Source organism: Roseicella aerolata, from assembly GCF_020523605.1.
In the GTDB taxonomy this organism is placed as follows: Bacteria; Pseudomonadota; Alphaproteobacteria; order Acetobacterales; family Acetobacteraceae; genus Paracraurococcus; species Paracraurococcus aerolatus.
Genome location: NZ_JAJAQI010000002.1, coordinates 251,934 through 270,085 on the forward strand (window position 1 = coordinate 251,934; position 18,152 = coordinate 270,085).

Annotated in this window: 15 protein-coding genes; 5 read left to right on the forward strand and 10 right to left on the reverse strand. The window is 72.9% G+C overall.

From position 1 onward, the window contains the following. Positions 1 to 42 precede the first annotated feature (42 nt). The 6 genes from LHA35_RS02405 to LHA35_RS02430 form a co-directional block, all read right to left on the reverse strand. Positions 43 to 555 carry a calcium-binding protein gene (locus LHA35_RS02405; protein WP_226603995.1) on the reverse strand — a complete coding sequence of 171 codons (513 nt, stop codon included), beginning with the start codon at positions 553 to 555 and terminating at the stop codon, positions 43 to 45. A gap of 813 nt (positions 556 to 1,368) precedes the next feature. Beyond that, positions 1,369 to 2,868, reverse strand: a complete 1,500-nt coding sequence (locus LHA35_RS02410) for a tripartite tricarboxylate transporter permease (RefSeq protein WP_226603998.1) — start codon at positions 2,866 to 2,868, stop codon at positions 1,369 to 1,371. Then, positions 2,869 to 3,387: a tripartite tricarboxylate transporter TctB family protein gene (locus LHA35_RS02415; RefSeq protein WP_226604054.1), complete on the reverse strand. Its 519-nt coding sequence runs from the start codon at positions 3,385 to 3,387 to the stop codon at positions 2,869 to 2,871. A gap of 5 nt (positions 3,388 to 3,392) precedes the next feature. Continuing rightward, positions 3,393 to 4,358 carry a Bug family tripartite tricarboxylate transporter substrate binding protein gene (locus LHA35_RS02420; RefSeq protein ID WP_226604001.1) on the reverse strand — a complete coding sequence of 322 codons (966 nt, stop codon included), beginning with the start codon at positions 4,356 to 4,358 and terminating at the stop codon, positions 3,393 to 3,395. Between the two features lie 108 nt (positions 4,359 to 4,466). After that, positions 4,467 to 5,228 carry a SapC family protein gene (locus LHA35_RS02425; RefSeq protein WP_226604004.1) on the reverse strand — a complete coding sequence of 254 codons (762 nt, stop codon included), beginning with the start codon at positions 5,226 to 5,228 and terminating at the stop codon, positions 4,467 to 4,469. 593 nt (positions 5,229 to 5,821) lie between these two features. Then, positions 5,822 to 6,286, reverse strand: coding sequence for a MarR family winged helix-turn-helix transcriptional regulator (locus LHA35_RS02430; protein ID WP_226604007.1), 465 nt, complete (start codon positions 6,284 to 6,286; stop codon positions 5,822 to 5,824). Positions 6,287 to 6,430: 144 nt separating this feature from the next. On the opposite strand from LHA35_RS02430, the gene LHA35_RS02435 reads away from it, so the two are divergent. The 4 genes from LHA35_RS02435 (at position 6,431) to LHA35_RS02450 (ending at position 11,021) form a co-directional block, all read left to right on the forward strand. Beyond that, positions 6,431 to 7,468, forward strand: coding sequence for a M29 family metallopeptidase (locus tag LHA35_RS02435; protein WP_226604010.1), 1,038 nt, complete (start codon positions 6,431 to 6,433; stop codon positions 7,466 to 7,468). Then, positions 7,465 to 8,199, forward strand: a complete 735-nt coding sequence (locus LHA35_RS02440) for an alpha/beta fold hydrolase (protein ID WP_226604014.1) — start codon at positions 7,465 to 7,467, stop codon at positions 8,197 to 8,199. The genes LHA35_RS02435 and LHA35_RS02440 overlap by 4 nt, the downstream gene beginning before the upstream one ends. A 2-nt stretch (positions 8,200 to 8,201) precedes the next feature. Then, complete coding sequence (locus LHA35_RS02445; RefSeq protein WP_226604017.1) at positions 8,202 to 9,473, forward strand: acyl-CoA dehydrogenase family protein; 1,272 nt, start codon at positions 8,202 to 8,204, stop codon at positions 9,471 to 9,473. Between the two features lie 87 nt (positions 9,474 to 9,560). Next, positions 9,561 to 11,021 (forward strand): AMP-binding protein, encoded by a 1,461-nt coding sequence (locus tag LHA35_RS02450; RefSeq protein ID WP_226604020.1) that lies wholly within the window; start codon positions 9,561 to 9,563, stop codon positions 11,019 to 11,021. Positions 11,022 to 11,208: 187 nt separating this feature from the next. On the opposite strand, the gene LHA35_RS02455 is transcribed toward LHA35_RS02450, so the two are convergent. The 4 genes from LHA35_RS02455 to LHA35_RS02470 form a co-directional block, all read right to left on the reverse strand. Beyond that, the gene (locus tag LHA35_RS02455) at positions 11,209 to 11,868 is read right to left on the reverse strand and encodes a sugar transferase (protein WP_226604024.1); all 660 of its coding nucleotides are present in this window, start codon (positions 11,866 to 11,868) and stop codon (positions 11,209 to 11,211) included. Then, the gene (locus LHA35_RS02460; RefSeq protein WP_226604027.1) at positions 11,861 to 13,123 is read right to left on the reverse strand and encodes an O-antigen ligase family protein; all 1,263 of its coding nucleotides are present in this window, start codon (positions 13,121 to 13,123) and stop codon (positions 11,861 to 11,863) included. Before LHA35_RS02460 ends, LHA35_RS02455 begins: the two co-directional genes overlap by 8 nt. 89 nt (positions 13,124 to 13,212) lie before the next feature. Then, entirely contained in the window at positions 13,213 to 14,106 is an 894-nt protein-coding gene (locus LHA35_RS02465; protein WP_226604030.1) for a Wzz/FepE/Etk N-terminal domain-containing protein, read from the reverse strand. A gap of 48 nt (positions 14,107 to 14,154) precedes the next feature. Continuing rightward, positions 14,155 to 15,909: a heparinase II/III domain-containing protein gene (locus tag LHA35_RS02470; RefSeq protein ID WP_226604033.1), complete on the reverse strand. Its 1,755-nt coding sequence runs from the start codon at positions 15,907 to 15,909 to the stop codon at positions 14,155 to 14,157. Between the two features lie 285 nt (positions 15,910 to 16,194). Here LHA35_RS02470 and LHA35_RS02475 point away from each other — a divergent pair, with 285 nt between their 5' ends. Beyond that, positions 16,195 to 18,048: a polysaccharide biosynthesis/export family protein gene (locus LHA35_RS02475; RefSeq protein ID WP_226604035.1), complete on the forward strand. Its 1,854-nt coding sequence runs from the start codon at positions 16,195 to 16,197 to the stop codon at positions 18,046 to 18,048. Positions 18,049 to 18,152: the final 104 nt, after the last annotated feature.

Consider the following 18,152-nt stretch of genomic DNA (forward strand, 5'->3'; position numbering starts at 1 on the left):
TTCCAGCGACCGCGCGCCGTGCCGCAGGGCGGCAGTTCAGGTTCAAAGCATGAAGTCGCTGGCGATGAAGTGCACGACCCCAGCCACCTTCAGATTGACCTCATAGGTACCGTCACCATCGGTGTTGCCGTAGACATAGGTATTGCCGCCGGAATGGACATAGCCGAGTTCACCCGCATAGAGCGCCTTGGTTGCGACATTGCCCTTCCAGCTGAAGGCCTGGTCGCCCCAGGTCGTCGGGTTCCACCAGACGGATTCCTTGGCGTCGATGCCGCGCAGGTCGATCTTGTCGCCTTCCCACCACTTGTAGTCCCAGATCGCGTCCCCGGTGGTTTCGGCCGCGCTGTTGTACTTGAAGACGTCGGCCCCCGGTCCGCCGGTCAGGCCATCCGAGCCCAGGCCACCCACGATGGTGTCGTTGCCATAGCCGCCATCGACGTAGTCATTACCGTTGTAGGCATAGATGACGTCATTTCCGCCATAGGCGTAGATGAAATCCTGAACATTGGTGCCGTTGAGCGTTTCGCTGAAGATGCTACCATGCACAGTGGCCATTGTCTCTCTCCTGGAATGCGAATGCAAAAACCGGCGTTGAAAGAGCTGTCCGTGTCCCTGCACAATGCGATCGGAACAAGACGGCGTTTGTTGGTTCGTGATTTTGTGGGCTTACGGGGCCATCCTCATCAAATCCTTTGCGCTTAATCCTGTAATATCCACTGCCCGCTTGCAGGCCATGGAGCCGGCTGATCTTCGGAAGCCGCAGATCAGGCCGCTCTGGCCGTTTCTGCTTGTTCCGTCGGCTGGCATGGACATGAAACGCAAAAATACTGAGGGCATTCTGTGCTCCGGCGCACGGGGGCGATATGCCGGCGGTTGCCGCCCCCATGCGCCCTCCGGTGCAGTCGCCGCGCCAGGGATGCCCGGCCATGGGCACGGCCATCCCTGCATGGCCGCAGGAAGGGAACCCTCCCCCGCTCGCCAGGCCTCGGCTGCACGTCGTGCATGTCCGCGGTGAAGGCAGCGTCCGCGAAGGCAGCCAAGCCGGCTGCAACGGCTGGGCATCCGGTCCTGAACGCGCTTCCGCTGTCGCCTTCCGGCCCGGCAGGTCTGCGGCACCGGGGAAAAGCGGCTGATGCCTGGCTCATGACATGCTGACGCGTGTCGCGCTCAGGCGCCGGCGGCCCCGCGGGCCTTGGCTGCGCCGCACCGGCGGCGGACCGCAGGTCCGGACGTCATGCGCCAGGCAGCCGGCGGTCCGGCTAGAGCGGATTGGCGTTCGGAAATGAACGCCAATCCGCTGCAGACCTTTGTCTTTTCGAGCAGATTCACGCCTTCGGTCGTTCACGGCCTCCGGCGATCTGCTCTATCCTACCTTGCCGCCCGCCTGACCCAGGCCCCGTAGAGCCGTGGCCCCGCCAGCGCCAGCACCGCCAGCAGCAGGATCACGAGGCTCACCGGCCGGGTCAGGAAGGTCGTCCAGTCCCCCTGGCTGATGGTCAGCGCCTGGCGCATCGCCTGCTCCGCCATGGGTCCGAGGATCATGCCGATGACGACCGGCGCCGTCGGGAAGTCGAAGCGCCGCATGAACATGCCGAGGATCCCGATGGCATAGAGCAGCACCAGGTCGGTCACGCTGTTGCTGATGCCATAGGTGCCAATGGTGGCGAAGACCAGGATGCCGGCATAGAGCTGCGGCTGCGGGATCTTCAGGATGCGCGCCCAGAGGCCGACCAGCGGCAGGTTCAACACCACCAGCATGAGGTTGGCGATGTAGAGGCTGGCGATCAGCGTCCAGACCAGGTCGCCCTGCTGCTCGAACAGCAGCGGGCCGGGATTGATGCCATAGCTCTGGAAGGCGCTCAGCATGATCGCCGCCGTGGCGCTGGTCGGCAGGCCGAGGGTGAGCATCGGCACGAGGACGCCGGCGGCGGCGGCATTGTTCGCGGATTCCGGCCCCGCCACGCCCTCGATCGCGCCGGTCGTGCCGAATTCCCGCTTCGCCTCGGCGGAGGCGAGCCTCCGCTCGGCATAGTAGCTCAGCATGGTCGGCATCTCGGTCCCGCCCGCCGGCAGCACGCCGAAGGGAAAGCCGAGCAGCGAGCCGCGGAACCAGGGCCCGAGGCTGCGCCGGACATCCGAGCGCGACATCATGATGCGCCCGACCGGCCGCACCTCCTGCTTCCCCTCCACATGCCGCCAGGCGAGATGCAGCGTCTCCCCCACCGCAAACAGCGCGACGGCGACGAGGACCACATTCACCCCGTCCAGCAGTTCCGGGATGCCGAAGGTCATGCGCGGCTGGCCGGTCTGCAGGTCGATGCCGACGAGGCCGAGCGCCAGGCCGAAGAACAGGCTCGTCAGCCCCCGCAAAGCCGAGCCGCCGAGCACCGCGGAGACGGTGACGAAGCACAGCACCATCAGCGAGAAATACTCGGCCGGCCCCAGATTGAGAGCGAGTTCGACGACGACGGGCCCGAGGAAGCTGATGCCCAGCGTGCCGATGGTGCCGGCGACGAAGCTGCCGACCGCCGCCGTCGCCAGCGCCGGCCCGGCCCGGCCGTTGCGCGCCATCTTCGCGCCCTCGAGCGCGGTAATGATGGAGCCGCTCTCGCCTGGCGTGTTCAGCAGGATGGAGGTGGTGGAGCCACCATACATCGCGCCGTAGAAGACGCCGCAGAACAGGATGAAGGCACCGGTCGCGGGGACCTGGAAGGTGATCGGCAGCAGCAGCGCGATGGTCAGCGCCGGCCCGATGCCCGGCAGCACGCCGACCGCGGTGCCGAGGAAGCAGCCCAGCAGCGCCCAGCCGAGATTGCCGGGCGTCAGCGCATGGGAGAAGCCGAGGGAGAGGCCGGCGATCGGATCCATTCAGAAAACCTCCCTCCCGAGCGCCTGCAGCACCAGCCCTTCCAGCAGGCCGGCGCCGATATTGACGCCCAGGCCCTCGACGAAGCCGAACCAGACCGCGAGCGTCAGCACCAGCGCCAGCACCAGGTCGCGCAGCAGCTTCCGCGAGCCGAAGGCGGCCGCCACCAGCACGAATTGCGCGCTCGCCGCGACGGAGAATCCGAAGGGCCCGATGAGCGCGAGATTCGCCGCCAGCCCCGCCAGCAGCAGGCCGAGGGCGCGCCAATTGGTCGGCGGCGCCTCCTGCACCTCTTCCAGCGTCCAGGACCAGCCGCCGCGCAGCGCGCTCACGGTCAGCCCCGCCCCCAGCGCCAGCAGCCCGGCACCGACCGCATAGGGCACCGCCTTCGGCCCGACCTGGGCATAGAGCGGGGAGGCCGGGATGACCGCCGCCTGCCAGAGCGCCAGGCCGCCGAGCAGCAGCACGAAGAGGCCCACCATGAGGTCGGCCTCCTTGCCGCGGCCCGGCCGCGTGCGCATGGCGTTCACGCGAGCCCGATCTCCTTCAGCACCGCCTCGGTCTGCTGCTGGTCCTTCTCCAGGAAGCCGGTGAAAGCATCGCCGGTCAGGAAGGCATCCTGCCAGCCGCGGGTCTCCAGCATCTCCTTCCAGGCGGGCAGCGCGTGGATCTCGGTCATCAGCGCCACCAGCCGCTCCCGCGCATCGGGACGCAGGCTGGGGGGCGCGAAGACGCCGCGCCAGTTCGTCATCACCACATCCACGCCGCTCTCCTTCAGCGTCGGGATGCCGGGGTCGGAGCGGGTCTCCCCGGTGGTCGCCAGGGCACGCATCCGGCCGGCCCGGATCTGCTCGGCGAATTCGGACATGCCGGAGATGCCGGCCTTCACCTGCGCCCCGAGGATCGCGGCATTGGCCGGGCCGCCGCCGGCGAAGGCGACATAGGAACCTTCCCTGGCCGAGCGGCCGAGCGCCTTCAGGATCAGGCCGAGGGTGATGTGGTCCGTCCCGCCGGCCGAGCCGCCGGCGACGGAGACAGCGCCGGGATTGGCGCGCAGCGCGTCGAGCAGGCCCTGCAGGTCCTTGATCTCGGAACTGGCGGGCACCACGACCACGCCCACCTCCTCCGTCATCCGGGAGATCGGCGTCACGTCCTTCAGCCCGACCGGCGTCCTGTTGGTGAGCGTCGCGCCGACCATGACGGAGCCCGCCACCATCAGGCTGTCCGGCCGGCCGCGGCGCTGGCCGACGAAGCGCGGCAGCCCCACCGTGCCGCCGGCGCCGCCGACATTCTCGAACTGGAAATTGGCCACGAGGCCCGCCTGGCGCGCCACCTGCTCGATGGCGCGACCGAGCCCGTCCCAGCCGCCGCCGGGGCCGGCCGGGATGAACATGTAGAGGCTCTGGACGCGCTGCTGCGCCACGGCGCCGCCGGCGCGGGCGGCGATGGCAAGGCCGCCCAGGGCCGCCAGCAGGTGACGGCGTTGCGGCATGGGTTCCTCCCGCAGGGGTCAATGTCGTCCGGGGCGCCCGGGGACCGGTCATGCCCCGCGCAACCGCCCCACTTCCTCGCCCGAAGGCGGCTCCGCGCGCGGCTGCCCTCAGGCCGGCACGGATAGGTCGCGCGCCAGGCCCGGCAGCCCGCCGATCGAGAGCAGGTGGGCGTAGATGACCTCAAGCCAGCCCTTGTCGCGCAGTTCCGCCAGCTCCCCGGCCGGCAGGGCCGCCAAGGCCGGGCGATCGACGGCGAAGAACCCGTCGACCCGCAGCGCCTTGCCATGATGGGGGAACTGCACCACCGCGGCTTTCAGCAGGCCGAGCTCGTGCAGGCGCCCGGTGATCGCCCGGGTGCGCAGGATCGCCTCCTCCACAGCCCGGGTGAGGGCGAGGGCACGCTCCAATTGCGGCGTCGGCTTGCCCTCGGCGGTGAAGAGCGGCTCGCCCTCCGTCTCGCTCACCTGCGGCGCGAGGCTGTCGATGCAGAGGACGAGCTGGTCCGAGTGTTGCGCCGCGCGCACCAGGAAGAAGGGAACGCGGCGGAGATAGGCCGGCACATAGGCACCGGGCCGCCAGGTGCCGGTCTCCGAGACATAGAGGTTGCTCCCGGGCGCGAGGCCGGTGAGGGCCACGGGCAGGTGCGGCGCCTGCGCCCCGAAGACGATCGGCAGGCTGCGCGCCGCCGCGGGGAATTCCTCGGCTGCCAGGGGGATGGCATTGGCGGTGGCGGCGAAGCCATAGCCGGCATCCCGCACCCGCAGCCGCCCATGCCGCTCCGGAGTCAGCGGGTCGAGCGACCGGTAGAGCGGCGGCAGCGCCTGGCCGGCAGCGGCGGCGCCGTTCGGGACGGGCGGGGTCTCGGACATCGGGGCGGGCTCCTTCGCGGCGGCCTTACGGTTCGGCGCGTCGGCGCGCAAGGCGCGGCGCTTCGCGGCCGGCACGCGAGAATCGCGTCGGTGGCGGCTCCGGCCGAGGCGCCTTGCGGCGCGGCGCCAGGGCAGGGCGGCGAATCCGGCCGCCGCGGGCAGCGCGCCTGGCCCCCGGGCCGTGGCCAGGCTCCAAGGGCCAGCTTCGGCCAGGACGAGGCCGGCGGCGGAGCGTGTCCGGGGCGGCGGGCTTTCCCGGCCCGACTGCGCAGCAATCGGCAGCCGGCCTTGGCTGCCCCGTGGACATGCCGGCGCCTGTGCGCGGCCTCGGCCACCGATCGAGGCTGCAGGTCAGGGCGCAAGCCGGCTGGCCTTGCTCCGACCGGCGAGGTCATGCGTCCGGCCGTTCACGCCCCCCGGCGATCCGCTTCTTGTTTTTTGAGCAGAACGAGCAAAATCAGCCTCCCGGGCGTTCACGCCCGTCCGTGATCCGCTCTAGCCGAGCATGAGACGGACCACCTGTACCACCAGCACGACCGCCAGCAGCACGAGGATGATGCGTTGCAGGGTGTGCGGGGACGGCATGGCCCGGCTCACCCCCGGCGAGGCTTGGCTTGCCGGGCCACGATCCCGCGCAGCAGGGACTTGATCGCCATGGCTTCTGCCTCCGGATGGCGGGCCAGCACCTCCGCCTCATGCTGCCTGGCCAGTTGCACCAGCTCGGTCGCCATGACTTCCCCGCGCGTGGTGAGCGCGACGCGGACCACGCGGCGGTCGCGGGTATCCTGCATCCGCTTCACCAGCCCGTCCCGCACCATGCGGTCCAGCAGCTTGGTCATCGTAGGCTGCTGCAGCAGGCAGGTCTCGGCAAGGCCCGTCACGGTCTCCCCCTGGCTGCCGACCAGGCTGGCGAGCACCCGCCAGACCGGCACGCTGATCCCTCTCCGGCGCAGCAGGTCGTGGAATTCCGAGGATATGAGATGGGAGGCCCGCGCCATGAGGTAGAGCAGGTAGTCGTCGATGAAGCGCTGGGCGGTCGAGGCGGGAGGTTGGGGCATCACGGCAGCGGTCCGGTCACATGGCTCTTTTTGGCATCATATGCGAATCCATTTCTGAATGCTCTCAAAATATATCGTGCAAGGGATTAATGCGTTTTCATATAAACTTCGGCCATGCTAGGCTCCCGCGAGAGGAGACGAGGCATGTTGAGCGACCGCATCGAAGCCCCCTGGATCGAGGCTTTCGAGACCGTGCTGCGGCTCTGCCGGGCGGAGCCGGGGCTGCCGGTTTGTCTCCTGGCGGAAAGCCAGTCCCGCGCGGTGAACCTCGATCTCGCGGAACTGGCCGCGCTCCGGCTGGGCTGCCGCCCCTTCCGGGTGGTGGTCCCGACCCCGCCGCAGAGCGCCCCGGTGCCGGTCCGCTCCACCGGCGCCTCGCGCGCATTGCAGGGCCATCCGGGCGCGCTCGCCGCGCTGCAGGCCTCTCCCCTCATCCTCGACCTCACTCTGGAAGGGCTGCTGCACGCGCCGGAATTGCCTGGAATTCTCAAGGCCGGCAGCCGCGTCATGATGGTCTCGAACGAGCACCCCGAGGCGCTCGCCCGGCTTGTGCCGCGACCAGAGGACGAAGCACCGGTGAAGGCCGCGGTGAAGCGGGCCCGTGCCGCGAAACGCATGACCGTCGTCTCGGAGGCCGGCACCAATCTCACGATTGCGATGGAAGGGGCGGCGACCGCCGGCGTCTGGGGCTGGACCGACCGGCCGGGCACCGTCGCCCACTGGCCGGGCGGGGTCGTGGTGTCCTTTCCGCGTGCCGGCAGCGTGAACGGCACCCTGGTCCTGGATGCCGGCGACGCCAACCTGACATTCAAGCGCTACCTGGAACGTCCAGTCCGGCTCACCCTGCAGGACGACCATATCGTTTCGATCGAGGGCGACGGCACCGATGCGGAGCTGATGCGCCGCTACCTCGCCGCCTGGGGTGACCGCGCGGCCTATGCCGTCTCCCATGTCGGCTGGGGCATGAACCCCCGGGCGCGGTATGAAGCGCTGGCCATGTACGACAGGCGCGACACCAACGGGACGGAGCTGCGCGCCTTCGCCGGCAATTTCCTGTTCTCGACCGGCGCCAACGAGTTCGCCGGCCGTTTCACCGAGGGCCATTTCGACATTCCGGTCCGCAATTGCACCATCGCACTGGACGGTGAGCCGGTGGTGGTGGAGGGGAGGCTCGCTTCGTGACCACGATCACCCTGCTGCACGGCATCGGCGGCGCCAGCTGGAGCCCGGTGCTCCCCGCCCTCGCCCCCGCCGCCGTGCTGGACTGGCCCCTGCCCGGCTATGGCGGCAGCCCGATGCTGGCCGGGACGAGCTTTGCCGCCTGGGCCGAGGCGCTGCGCGAGAGGCTGGACCGGGAGGACATCCCGCGCATCGACCTGCTCGGGCATTCCATCGGCGGCATGCTGGCGCAGGAATTCGCGCTGCGCTTCCCTGAACGCGTCCGCGCCCTGGTGCTCTACGCCACCACGCCGGCCTTCGGCGGGCGCGATCCCTCCTTCGCCGAGGCCTTCCTGCGGGACCGCCTGGCGCCGCTCGACGAGGGGCGGGACATGGCGGCGCTGGCGGAGGAGAGCATCGCGCCCATGCTCCGCGCCGGCACGCCGGAGGCCCTGGTGCGGGAGGCGGTGGCGGCCATGGCGGCGGTGCCCGAGGCCGCCTATCGCGCCACCGTCCGGACGCTGACCACCTTCAACCGGCGCGATGATCTCGGCCGCATCGCCGCCCCGACCCTGGTCATCGGCGGCGAGACGGATCCGCTGGCCCCGCCCAGGACGCTGGAGCGGATGCGCGATGCCATCCGCGGCGCGCGGCTGGCGATACTGCCCGGCTGCGGGCACCTGGCGCATCTGGAGGACCCTGCCGGCTTCAACGCCGCGGTCCGCGGCTTCCTGCGCGGCGTGAAGGAGGGCTGAGGATGGACGCGCTGCCTGCCGCCGCCGGCACCGACGCGCCGATCTTCGACCCCGCCGCCTTCCGGCTGACGGAACAGGAAGCGGCGCTGACCGCCCGCGCCCGCGCCTTCGGCCAGGCCGTGCTCGCCCCGCGCGCGGCGCGCTGGGACCGGGAGGCGAGCTTCCCGACCGACAACTACCGCGACATGCATCGGGCAGGGCTGCTCGGCATCTGCATCCCCGCCGAGGAAGGCGGGCTCGGCGCCGGCTTCCGCGCCTATTGCCTGACAGCGGCCGAGATGGGGCGGTATTGCGGCGCGACCGCGCTCACCTGGAACATGCATGTCTGCAGCACGCTCTGGACCGGCGCGCTGACCGAGGACCTGGACCTGGCCCCGGTCGCGCGGGCCGTGCACCGCGCGCGCCGGCAGCGGCATTACGACCGCATCCTGCGGGACGGCGCAGTCTATTCGCAGCCCTTCTCCGAGGGCGGCGCGGCGGCGGCGGGCGGCGTCGCCTTCGGCACCACGGCGAAGCGGGTGCCGGGCGGCTTCCTGATCAACGGGAAGAAGATCTTCGCAAGTCTCGCCGGCCATGCGGATTTCTACGGCGTGCTCTGCACGGAAGTGCGGGAGGGGGACGAGAAGCTCTCCCGGCGCGACACGCTCTACCTCGCCATCCCGAAGGACGCGCCGGGCGTCACGGTGGAGGGGGAGTGGGACCCCTTGGGCATGCGTGGCACCGTCTCCCGCAACCTGGTCTTCCGCGATGTTTTCGTCGAGGAGGACGCGGCGCTGATGCCGCCCGGCCTCTACTTCCAGGCGGCGCTGCGCTGGCCGCACATGTTCATGACGCTGAGCCCCACCTATATGGGCCTGGCGCAGGCGGCCTACGACTTCACCGTGAAGTACCTGCGCGGCGAATGGCCGGGCATGCCGCCGGTGAAGCGCCGCATGTACCCCACCAAGCAGATCGCCGTCGCCGAGATGCGCGTCATGCTGGAGCAGACCAAGGCGCTCTGGTTCCAGGCCATCACCGATGCGGGGCTCGACCCGAGCAAGGAACAGGTGCTGCGCGCCTGGGCGGCGCAGCACACCGTGATGGAGAACGCCGCGGCGCTGGCGGCCAAGGCCGTCCGCACCTGCGGCGGCCAGTCCATGCTGAAGTCCCTGCCGCTCGAGCGCATCTACCGCGACGCCCGCTGCGGCAGCCTGATGCTGCCCTGGACGGCGGAGCTCTGCATCGACCGGCTCGGGCGCGAGGCGCTCTATGAGAAGGGCGAGGCGGATGATTGAGGCGGCCCGCCGGCCGCGGCGCCGCGGCAGACTGGAAAGCCGCGGGTCGCGGCGGGCCGGACCGGCGCGCCCGGACCGTGGCAGGTCATGATCCGCCGCTGGATCCAGGGCCATGCCGCGCATACGCCCGATGCCCCCGCCCTCGGCTTCGAGGCGCAGCGCCTCAGCTATGCCGCGCTCGACCGGCGCATCGCCGCGGCCGCCGCGATGCTCACGGCGCAGGGCATCGGCCATGGCGACCGCATCGCCTTCCTCGGGCTGAACCATCCGGCCCAGCTCATCCTGCTCTTTGCCTGCGCCCGGCTCGGCGCCATCCAGGTGCCGCTGAACTGGCGCCTGGCCGCGCCGGAGCTGCGCTTCATCCTGGAGGACAGCGGCGCCGTCGCCCTCGCCGCGACGCAGGAGATGCGCGAGGCCGCCCGCTTCGCCGCGCCCGCCGGTTGCACGGTGCTGGAGGCCGAGGCGACCTGGCCCGCCGCGCCGATGCCGCCCCCGACCGGAGAGGCCGATGATCCGGTGCTGCTGGTCTATACCTCCGGCACCACGGGCCGGCCGAAGGGCGCGGTGCTGGACCAGCAGGCGGTGCTGTTCAACGCGCTGAACGCCATCCACGCCTTCGGCCTCACGGCCGCCGACCGGGTCCTGACCCTGCTGCCGCTCTTCCATGTCGGCGGGCTCAACATCCAGACCATGCCGGCGCTGCTGGCGGGCGCCGAGGTGGTGCTGCTGCCGCGCTTCGACGCGGCCACCTTCTTCGCCGCCATCGCCGAGCACCGGCCGACGCTCACCCTGCTGGTGCCGGCGGTGATGCAGGCCCTCGTCGCGCATCCCGGCTGGCAGGCGGCCGACCTCTCCTCGCTCCGCGCCATCGGCGCCGGCTCCTCGGAGGTGCCGCTGCCGCTGATCGAGGCTTTCCACGCGCGCGGCATCCCGGTGCAGCAGGTCTATGGCGCGACCGAGACCGGGCCGGTCGCGATCTGCCAGACGCGGGGCGAGGCGCTGGCCGCGCCCGGCAGCCTCGGCCAGCCGGCGCTGCACGGGGAGGCGCGGGTGGTCGATCCGGCCGGGCGCGAATTGCCGCCCGGCGAGGCCGGGGAGATCCAGCTCCGCGGCCCGCATCTGGCGCGCGGCTACTGGGGGGCGCCGGACCCGACGGCGGCCGCCTTCCGGGATGGCTGGTTCGCCTCCGGCGATGTCGGCCGGCGCGATGCCGATGGCCGCTTCTGGTTCACCGACCGGCTGAAGCACGTGATCATCTCGGGCGGCGAGAACATCTATCCGGCCGAGGTGGAGCGCGTGCTGCGCACGGCGCCGGGGGTGCTGGAGGGCGCGGTCTGCGGCCGGCCCGACCCGCGCTGGGGGGAGGTGCCGGTCGCCGTCGTGGTGCCGGGCGAGGGCTTCGATGCGGCGGCGGTGCTGCGCCATTTCGAAGGGCAGCTCGCCCGCTTCAAGCATCCGCGGGACGTGGTGGCGGTCGAGGCGCTGCCGCGGACCGCGCTCGGGAAGGTGCAGGTCGAGGCACTGCGCGCCATCGCGCGCGGCGGGTAGAGCGGATCGCGGACGGGCGTGAACGCCCGGGAGGATGAATCCGCTCGAAAATTAAAGAGCACCAGCGGATCGCGAAAGGGCGGGAACGGGGCACCTCGCGGGCTTTGCAGGACATAAGCCAGCGCTGCCCCCGTCCTCGGGGAGCGAGACTCCGCGCCACACACAAGGATCCGAGGCGGTGCGGCGGTCAGACATGAATGCAATCCGCCGTCCTGCGCCGCGCCTTCCTGGCCCCGGCCCGGACCGCGATGGCCCGCCCGGCCGGGCCAGGGAAGGCCGGCATCGTCGCATGGCCGGGCGCGGAAACACCCTCGCCGCGCAGCAGCACGAGGGCGCAGCGCGCGATGATCAGCAGGTCGCCCGGCAGCGTCGGCCGTGCCGTGGCATAGCGCGCATCCAGGGCCAGCCGCGCCCCCCAGGGCACCGCATTCCGCCCCGCCGCCTGGGCCAAGCCGCACAGCCCCGGCCGCGCGCGCAGCCGCGCCCGCTGCGCCGGGGTGAAGCGCGGCAGGTAGTCCGGCAGCAGCGGCCGCGGCCCGACCAGGCTCATCTCCCCGCGCAGGACATTCACGAGCTGCGGCAGTTCGTCCATCGCGCTCGCCCGCAGCACCCGGCCGAAACGGCCGAGCCGCGCCGCGTCATCGCCCGGCCCCTCGCGCAGGCTGCGGAGCTTCAGCAGCAGGAAAGGCGCCCCGTCCCGCCCCGTCCGCACCTGCCGGAACAGCACGGGACGGCCGAGCACGCAGAGCACGCCGAGCACCGCGAGCGCGAGCAGCGGCGCCGTCACCAGCAGCAGCAGCACCGCGCCCGTGATGTCGAAGGCCCGCTTGCCCCAGCGTTCATACATAAGGCCGGCGTCCCTCCGCCGCGCCGCGCGGCCGCGCCTCGACCGCGAGCGACAGCAGCAGGCCGAGGCCGAACCAGACCATCCGGTTGCCGAGATCGGTCGAGACCATGGTGGTCAGCGCGATGGGCAGGGTGAGCGCCGCGATGCGCGCCACCCGCCCCGGCGCCACCCGCCGCGCCTCCCGCAGCGCGACGGCGACGCCGCCGCCGAAGGCCGCGCCCCAGAGCAGCAGGCCGGGCAGGCCGCCCTCCGCCAGCGCCTCCAGCGCATGGTTGTGCGGATGCAGCGCGCGGGCATCGCCGCTGCCGGCCGCCAGGGTGAAGGCCCCGGTGCCGAGCCCGAAGGGCGCCGCCAGCCCGCCCCAGCGCAGCGCCTCCCCCCAGAGGATCAGCCGGGCGGGCGTGGCGGTGGCGGGGTCGCCGAACAGCCGCTCCAGCGTCCGCAGACCGAGATCGGCCCCCGGCATGGACCGCAGCGCCACCAGCCCGGCGAGGCCAAGCGCCGCGGCCAGGGTCAGCCAGGCCAGCGCCGCCCCCGGCCGCCCCCGCAGGCAGAGCAGCACCGCCGGCGCCCCGGCAACGGCCAGCAGAAGGCCGAGCAGCGCCGCCCGGCCGCCCGGCAGCAACACGGCCAGGGCGAGGGCGAGGGTGACGAGGACCCAGCCGAGCCGGACCGCCCCCCGCGCCTCCATCGCCCGCAGCGCGGCAAGGCCGGCCGCGCAGGCGATGGCGAGTCCGGCGAGCTGGTACTGCACGCGCAGCTTCGCCGGATCCGCCCCCACCGCGCCGCCCAGCACCACCTGGCCGGTCAGCAGCCCCCAGGCGGTCGCCGCGCCAACCGTGAGCCCGATCAGGATGACGGCCGCCGAGAAGCGCCGCAGGGTCGGGCCATCCGCCCCGACCAGGACACCAGCCAGCAGCATGGCGGGGCCGAGCAGGACAAGCTGCGGCAGCTTCTCCGCCAGCACGGCGCGGGAGGCGCTCCAGCCGCCCGCCAGCACCAGCCAGAGCAGCAGCAGGGCGGCCGCCAGCAGCGGCCCGGCCAGGGCCGGCCGTACCTCCCAGGCCCTGGCCAACAGCAACAGGCCGAGCACCGGCAGCAGCAGCAGGGCGGCGAGGAGGGTGAGATCGATCGGCAGCGCGGCGAGACCCGGCACCGATTTCAGCGCGCCGGCGAAATGCAGCGTCGCGGCCAGCAGCCCGGCACCGGCCGCGAGCGGCGCGGCACCCCGGCTCCCCTGCCCAGGAGGACCCATCGGAAGCAGGGCGGCGGGCCGGGCGCCTGCCGCTTGCTTCACCGCCCCGAGCGCGGGGCCATCAAGGGCGGCAAGGCGGCGGGAGGGCATCAATCCGCCCCCATCCGCATGGCGTGGGAGAGCGGCAGGGCCGGCGCCGCCTCCCGGCGCTCCCGCCCCGCCAGCCGCAGCAGCACCAGCGCCGCCACGCCGGCGAAGGCCGCCAGCGGCGCCGCGATGGCCAGCAGCACCAGCAGCAGCGGCCGGTTCGGCAGGGAGGGGCGCAGTTCCACCATCGGCGCCGAGACCAGCCGCGCCGCCACCGCCTCATCCGCCGCCACCACCAGCGCGCCGCGCTGCTGCTGGCCGAGCAACTCGTAGAGCGCGTTCCGCAGGAAGACATCGCGCTCGACGGCCAGCCGGGCCTCGATGACCGCGATGCGCCGGCGGGCGAGTTCGGCCAAGTCCGACCGCACCTTCGCTTCCGCCAGCGCATGCAGGCGGCGCAGCGCGTCCAGCGCCGCTTCCCGGTCCCGGTGCGCCAGCGTCAGGGTCACGGTGACGGTCGCGATGTTCTGGGTGGCGGCCAGGCTCCGTGCCAGCCAGGCCATGGCATCGTCCAGGTCGGCCTCCAGCCGCAGCCCGAGGGTGCGACGGACCCAGCCGGTGGGCCCGGCGCCGCGCAGCGCGGTCAGGTGGCCGAGCAGCCCGGTCTCCCGCGCCAGCATCGCCGCCGCCTCGGGCGAGCGGAGCGCATCCAGGTAGATGGCGAAATTGCCGGAGGAGCGGTCATCCAGCAGCCCGCCCGCCATCAGCGGCACGGGCGAGAGCAGGGTGGAGGTGGCGATGCCCGTGGTCTCCGCCGGCGCGACCACGGCCTGGGCGACATAGCGGCGCGGCAGCTGGAACAGGACCCCTGCGCCGAGGGCGAAGAGCAACAGGGAGAGCAGCGCCACGCGCCACCGCCTCTCCCACACTCCCCGCAGCAGCTGGTCCAGAGGCATGACGACCTCCGCAGGTTCACGCGGGAGTCATTTGTACACAAAAGATGGTTATTCAATCCTTGGTTGAGGCACCAACTCGATCACAGTTGTGAGATTCGTGATCGGCGGCGTGACCCTGGCGTACAGCACGGGAACGGGCCGGACCACGCCATAGGCCGGGCTCTCCCAGCCCTGCACCAGCGCGATGCCGGCCGAGGCATCGGCGATGATGCTGATGTGCCCGAGCGGTCCCTCCACCCCGTCCGCCCTCGGGCGCCATTCACCCGGCGCCAGGCGCCAGCGCAGCACCGCCTCCCGGAACGGGCCGCCGATGCGGTCCTCCACCACCCAGCGCCGGCCTTCGGGACGGACCCGGCGCTCATGCCGCCGGCCGCGCCAGTCCCGCAGCCAGCCGCCCTCCGGCAGCGTGCCCGTCGCGGGCCAGCGGGCGAAGAGGAAGCGCGAGAGGCGCGGCATCTGGTCCTCGCCATCGAAGGCGATGGTGTTGTGCGCCGCCGTGCCGGTGAAATGGGCGTGCCACCAGGCGGCCTCGGGCGGCGGGTTGTAGGCGCCGGTGCCGCCATCCCGCAGCAGGGCGCGCGGCCCGTCCCAGAGATCGATATGCAGCAGGTCCGCCTGGCCGGGGCGGAAGCGCAGCGGGCCGGTGCGGAGGACGGCGCGAGCGCCCGCCGCGTGCCAGCCGCGCAGACCCTCCCCGGCCCAGACGGCGGGCGGCGGTGGCAGGCCAGCGCCGGCCGCCAGGCCGAGCCAGGCGCAGCCCGGCTCCTCCGCCAGGCCGGCCGAGGCGGCGCAGAACAGCCGCGCCGCCCGCTCCAGGCTCGGCCGCGCATCCTCGGCGCCGGCCAGCGCCAGATCGGCGAAGGCGGAGCCGTCCTGGTGGCCGAGGCGCGGTGTGGCGCCGGTTCCCGGGTCCGCCAGGCGGTGCAGCCAGTGGGTGGCGGCGCCAGCGCGCGCCAGCGCCTCCGCGCCCAGGGGGGGGCCATCGAGGCGCCGGGCCAGCCAGACGACGGCCGCCAGCACGTCCAGCAGCAGCCGGTGATAGCCGGTGGACAACTGGGCGAAGGCACCGTCCGGCGAGACCAGCCGCAGCAGGGCCGCCTCCAGCCGCCCTGCCCCGTCCGCGGCCCAGCGCCCCTCCTCCAGCAGCAGGCCGCAGGCCAGCAGCCCGGCGGCTTCGGAGACGGTGTGGTTGTTGTCCTGCGCCAGCGCATAGGCAGGCGTCGCGGCGATGCGCCGCCCATGCAGGGCGAGCAGCGCCCGGGCACCGGGCGGCGGCCCGCGCTCCGCCCCGAGCAGCGCCAGCGCCAGGCCGAGATGCAGGACGCGCAGCGCGGCTTCCTGCCCGCAGGCCCAGTTGGGTCCGCGGAAGGGAGGGTTCGCCGCCACCCAGTCGGCCAGCAGCGCCTCCGCCCGCGCCAGGTGCCCGCCCGTTGGCTCGAGCCGTGCCGCCTGGGCCAGCAGCGGCAGGTCCGCCCAGCGGTTGCGCTCCCAGACCGGGCGGATGTCGCCGGGCCGGAAGAGATCGAGATCGAGCGCATGCGCCATCGCCGCGAAGGGGCCGTGCCAGTCCGGCGGCGCAACCCCCGCGGCACGGCCCAGCACCGCAGCGCGGTGCCATGCCGGCAGGTCCGGCGGCGCTGGCGCGGCCGCGGGCAGGACGGGGCCCTGCGGTCGCGCGGCATCGGCCAATGCCCGCCGCGCGAGCGCCCGCCCCGGCCCGCGATGCCACGCCGCCAGCAGCACTGGCCGTGGCCCGAGCCGCCAGGCGGCATCCACCAGGCGGGCCGTCATGCTGTCCCGCATCAATGCTGACGCATGCCTGCGGCCCCAAGCACCGGCGCCGTTCCCTGGGGCCCGGCAGCGCGCTGCTTGGTGCCGGCCGCCTGCGCGACCTCAGCCGTCAGTCCTGGCCGCCGGTCAGGCTTCGCGCGGGCTGGGATCGGGACCCGATATGCCATTTCGCATACGAGTAGAGAATCATGTAGGGTGGATGCAACCAAGCATCGTCGATTCGGTCACGGACCCAGAAGAAGGGGGGTCACCCTGACACGCCGCCCCGGTTCTCCCCTGTCTCGCCGCCTCCTGGCGATGCTGCTGCCACTCCTCCTCCTGCCACACCCGGCGGCGGCGCAGGCGCCTGCCCCCAGCCCGTTCCTCTCCCCACCCTCCCTGCCCTCGACCCTGCCGGGCGGCCTGCCGGTGACGAGCCTGCCGCAGGCCAGCCAGCACGACATCCTGCAGCGCATCCTGGATGCCGGTGCCGGCCGGCCGGTCCCGAGCCCGGCGCCGTCGCCACCGCTCGCCCCATCGGTCGCGCCCCCCCTGCCCGGCCTGCCGCCATCCATGCCGGAGGAGCCGCTCTCCCCGGCCGAGGCCTTCTTCACCGCCCGCGGCGCCGCCGCCACCTGCCAGCCCGCCCCCTGCTCGCCCGCGCCGCTGCGGCAATTCGGCTATGACAGCCTGCGCGGGCTGCCGGCCGGGCAGCCCGCCGGGATCGGCTTCGGCGCCCTGCCAGAGGACTACCTGCTCGGCCGGGACGACGAGGTGGTGCTGGCCTTCCGCGGCCGCGCCCGGCAGACCCTCAGCCTGCGCGTCGGGCGCGACGGCATGCTGCTGGTCCCGGACCTCGCCCCCGTCCCCGCCGCCGGCCGGACGCTCCGGGAATTGCGCGCCGATCTCGAGGCCCGCGCACAGCGCGAACTCGGCGGCTCCGAGGTCTTCGTCTCCATCGGCCAGGTGCGGCAGATCGCGGTCTTCGTGGGCGGGGAGGTGGCGCGGCCCGGGCTGCAGCCGCTGACCTCCATGGCCTCGGTGCTGGATGCGCTGGTCGCGGCCGGCGGGGTGCGCCGCACCGGCTCGCTCCGCGCCATCCGGGTGGAGGGCCCCGGGGGCCGCCGCAGCATCGACCTCTACCCCGTCATCGCCGGCGACGGCACGGCCCCGGACCTCCGGCTGCGGGAGGGGGAGCGGATCCTCGTGCCGCCGCTCGGCGGGGTGGTGGCGATCGGCGGGGAGGTGACGCGCCCTGGCATCTACGAACTGCCCGCGGGCGCCGGCCAGGCGCCGCTCGCCGCGCTGCTGCGGTTGGCCGGGGAGCCGCTGCGCCCCGCCGGCAACCGCTTCCTGCTGCACGGCACGGATGCCGAGGGGCGCCGCAGCCTGCGCGAGATCGGCCCGCGGGACGCGCTGCACCGCGGTGACGCGCTGCGGGTGGAGCCCGGCTCGGATGTCATGGCGCAGGACCTGCGGCTGGCCGGGCACGTGGTGGCGCCGGTGCTGCGTTCGGCCGGTGGGCGGGCGCGGACGCTGCGCGGGCTGCTCTCCGACCCGCGGCTGGTGCGGGCGGACCCCTATGCCCGGCTCGGTGTGGTCTGGCGGACCGATCCGCGGACGCGGACGCGGCAATTCCTCCCCTTCGACCTCGGCCGGGCGCTGCAGGGCCAGGCGGACCTGCCGCTGGCGGAGGGGGATGAGGTCATCCTGCTCGGCCTTGCGGATGTGCTGTTCCTGGCGAGCCCCGGCGTGCAGCAGGCGCTGCGCGGCGACGCGCCGGAGCTGGGCGCGTCGCCGGTCGCCGCCCAGCCGCTGCCGGCCGCCGCCGGCATGCCGGGCGCGCCGCCCGGCGCCGCGGCGCCCCCGCCTGGCCAGCCCGCCACGGATTGCCCGGCCCTGACGCAGCTGACGGTCGCCGCCCAGGCCTCCCGCCAGCGCTTCGCCCATGCCCGCGCCGCCGGCTTCCCGGATTACGGGCGGCAAGCCTGCCCGCAGATCTTCCTCGACTACCCGACGCTGCTGCCCTTCCTGCTGGACCAGAGCGTGCTGCTGACCGGGGAGGTGCGGCAGCCCGGCCTCTATCCCATCCTGAACGATACCGGCCTGGATGCCGTGCTGGCCGCGGCGGGCGGGGCGACCGACACGGCCGACCTCTCCGGTATTCGGTAGCAGTCACACCTCACGGCCCCGCGCGTAGCCGCGGCTACCACCCTAAAATCTCCCGGAATTTGGGAGGTTCAACGCATGAACGAGTTCGTGCTGCCCGGCTTGGT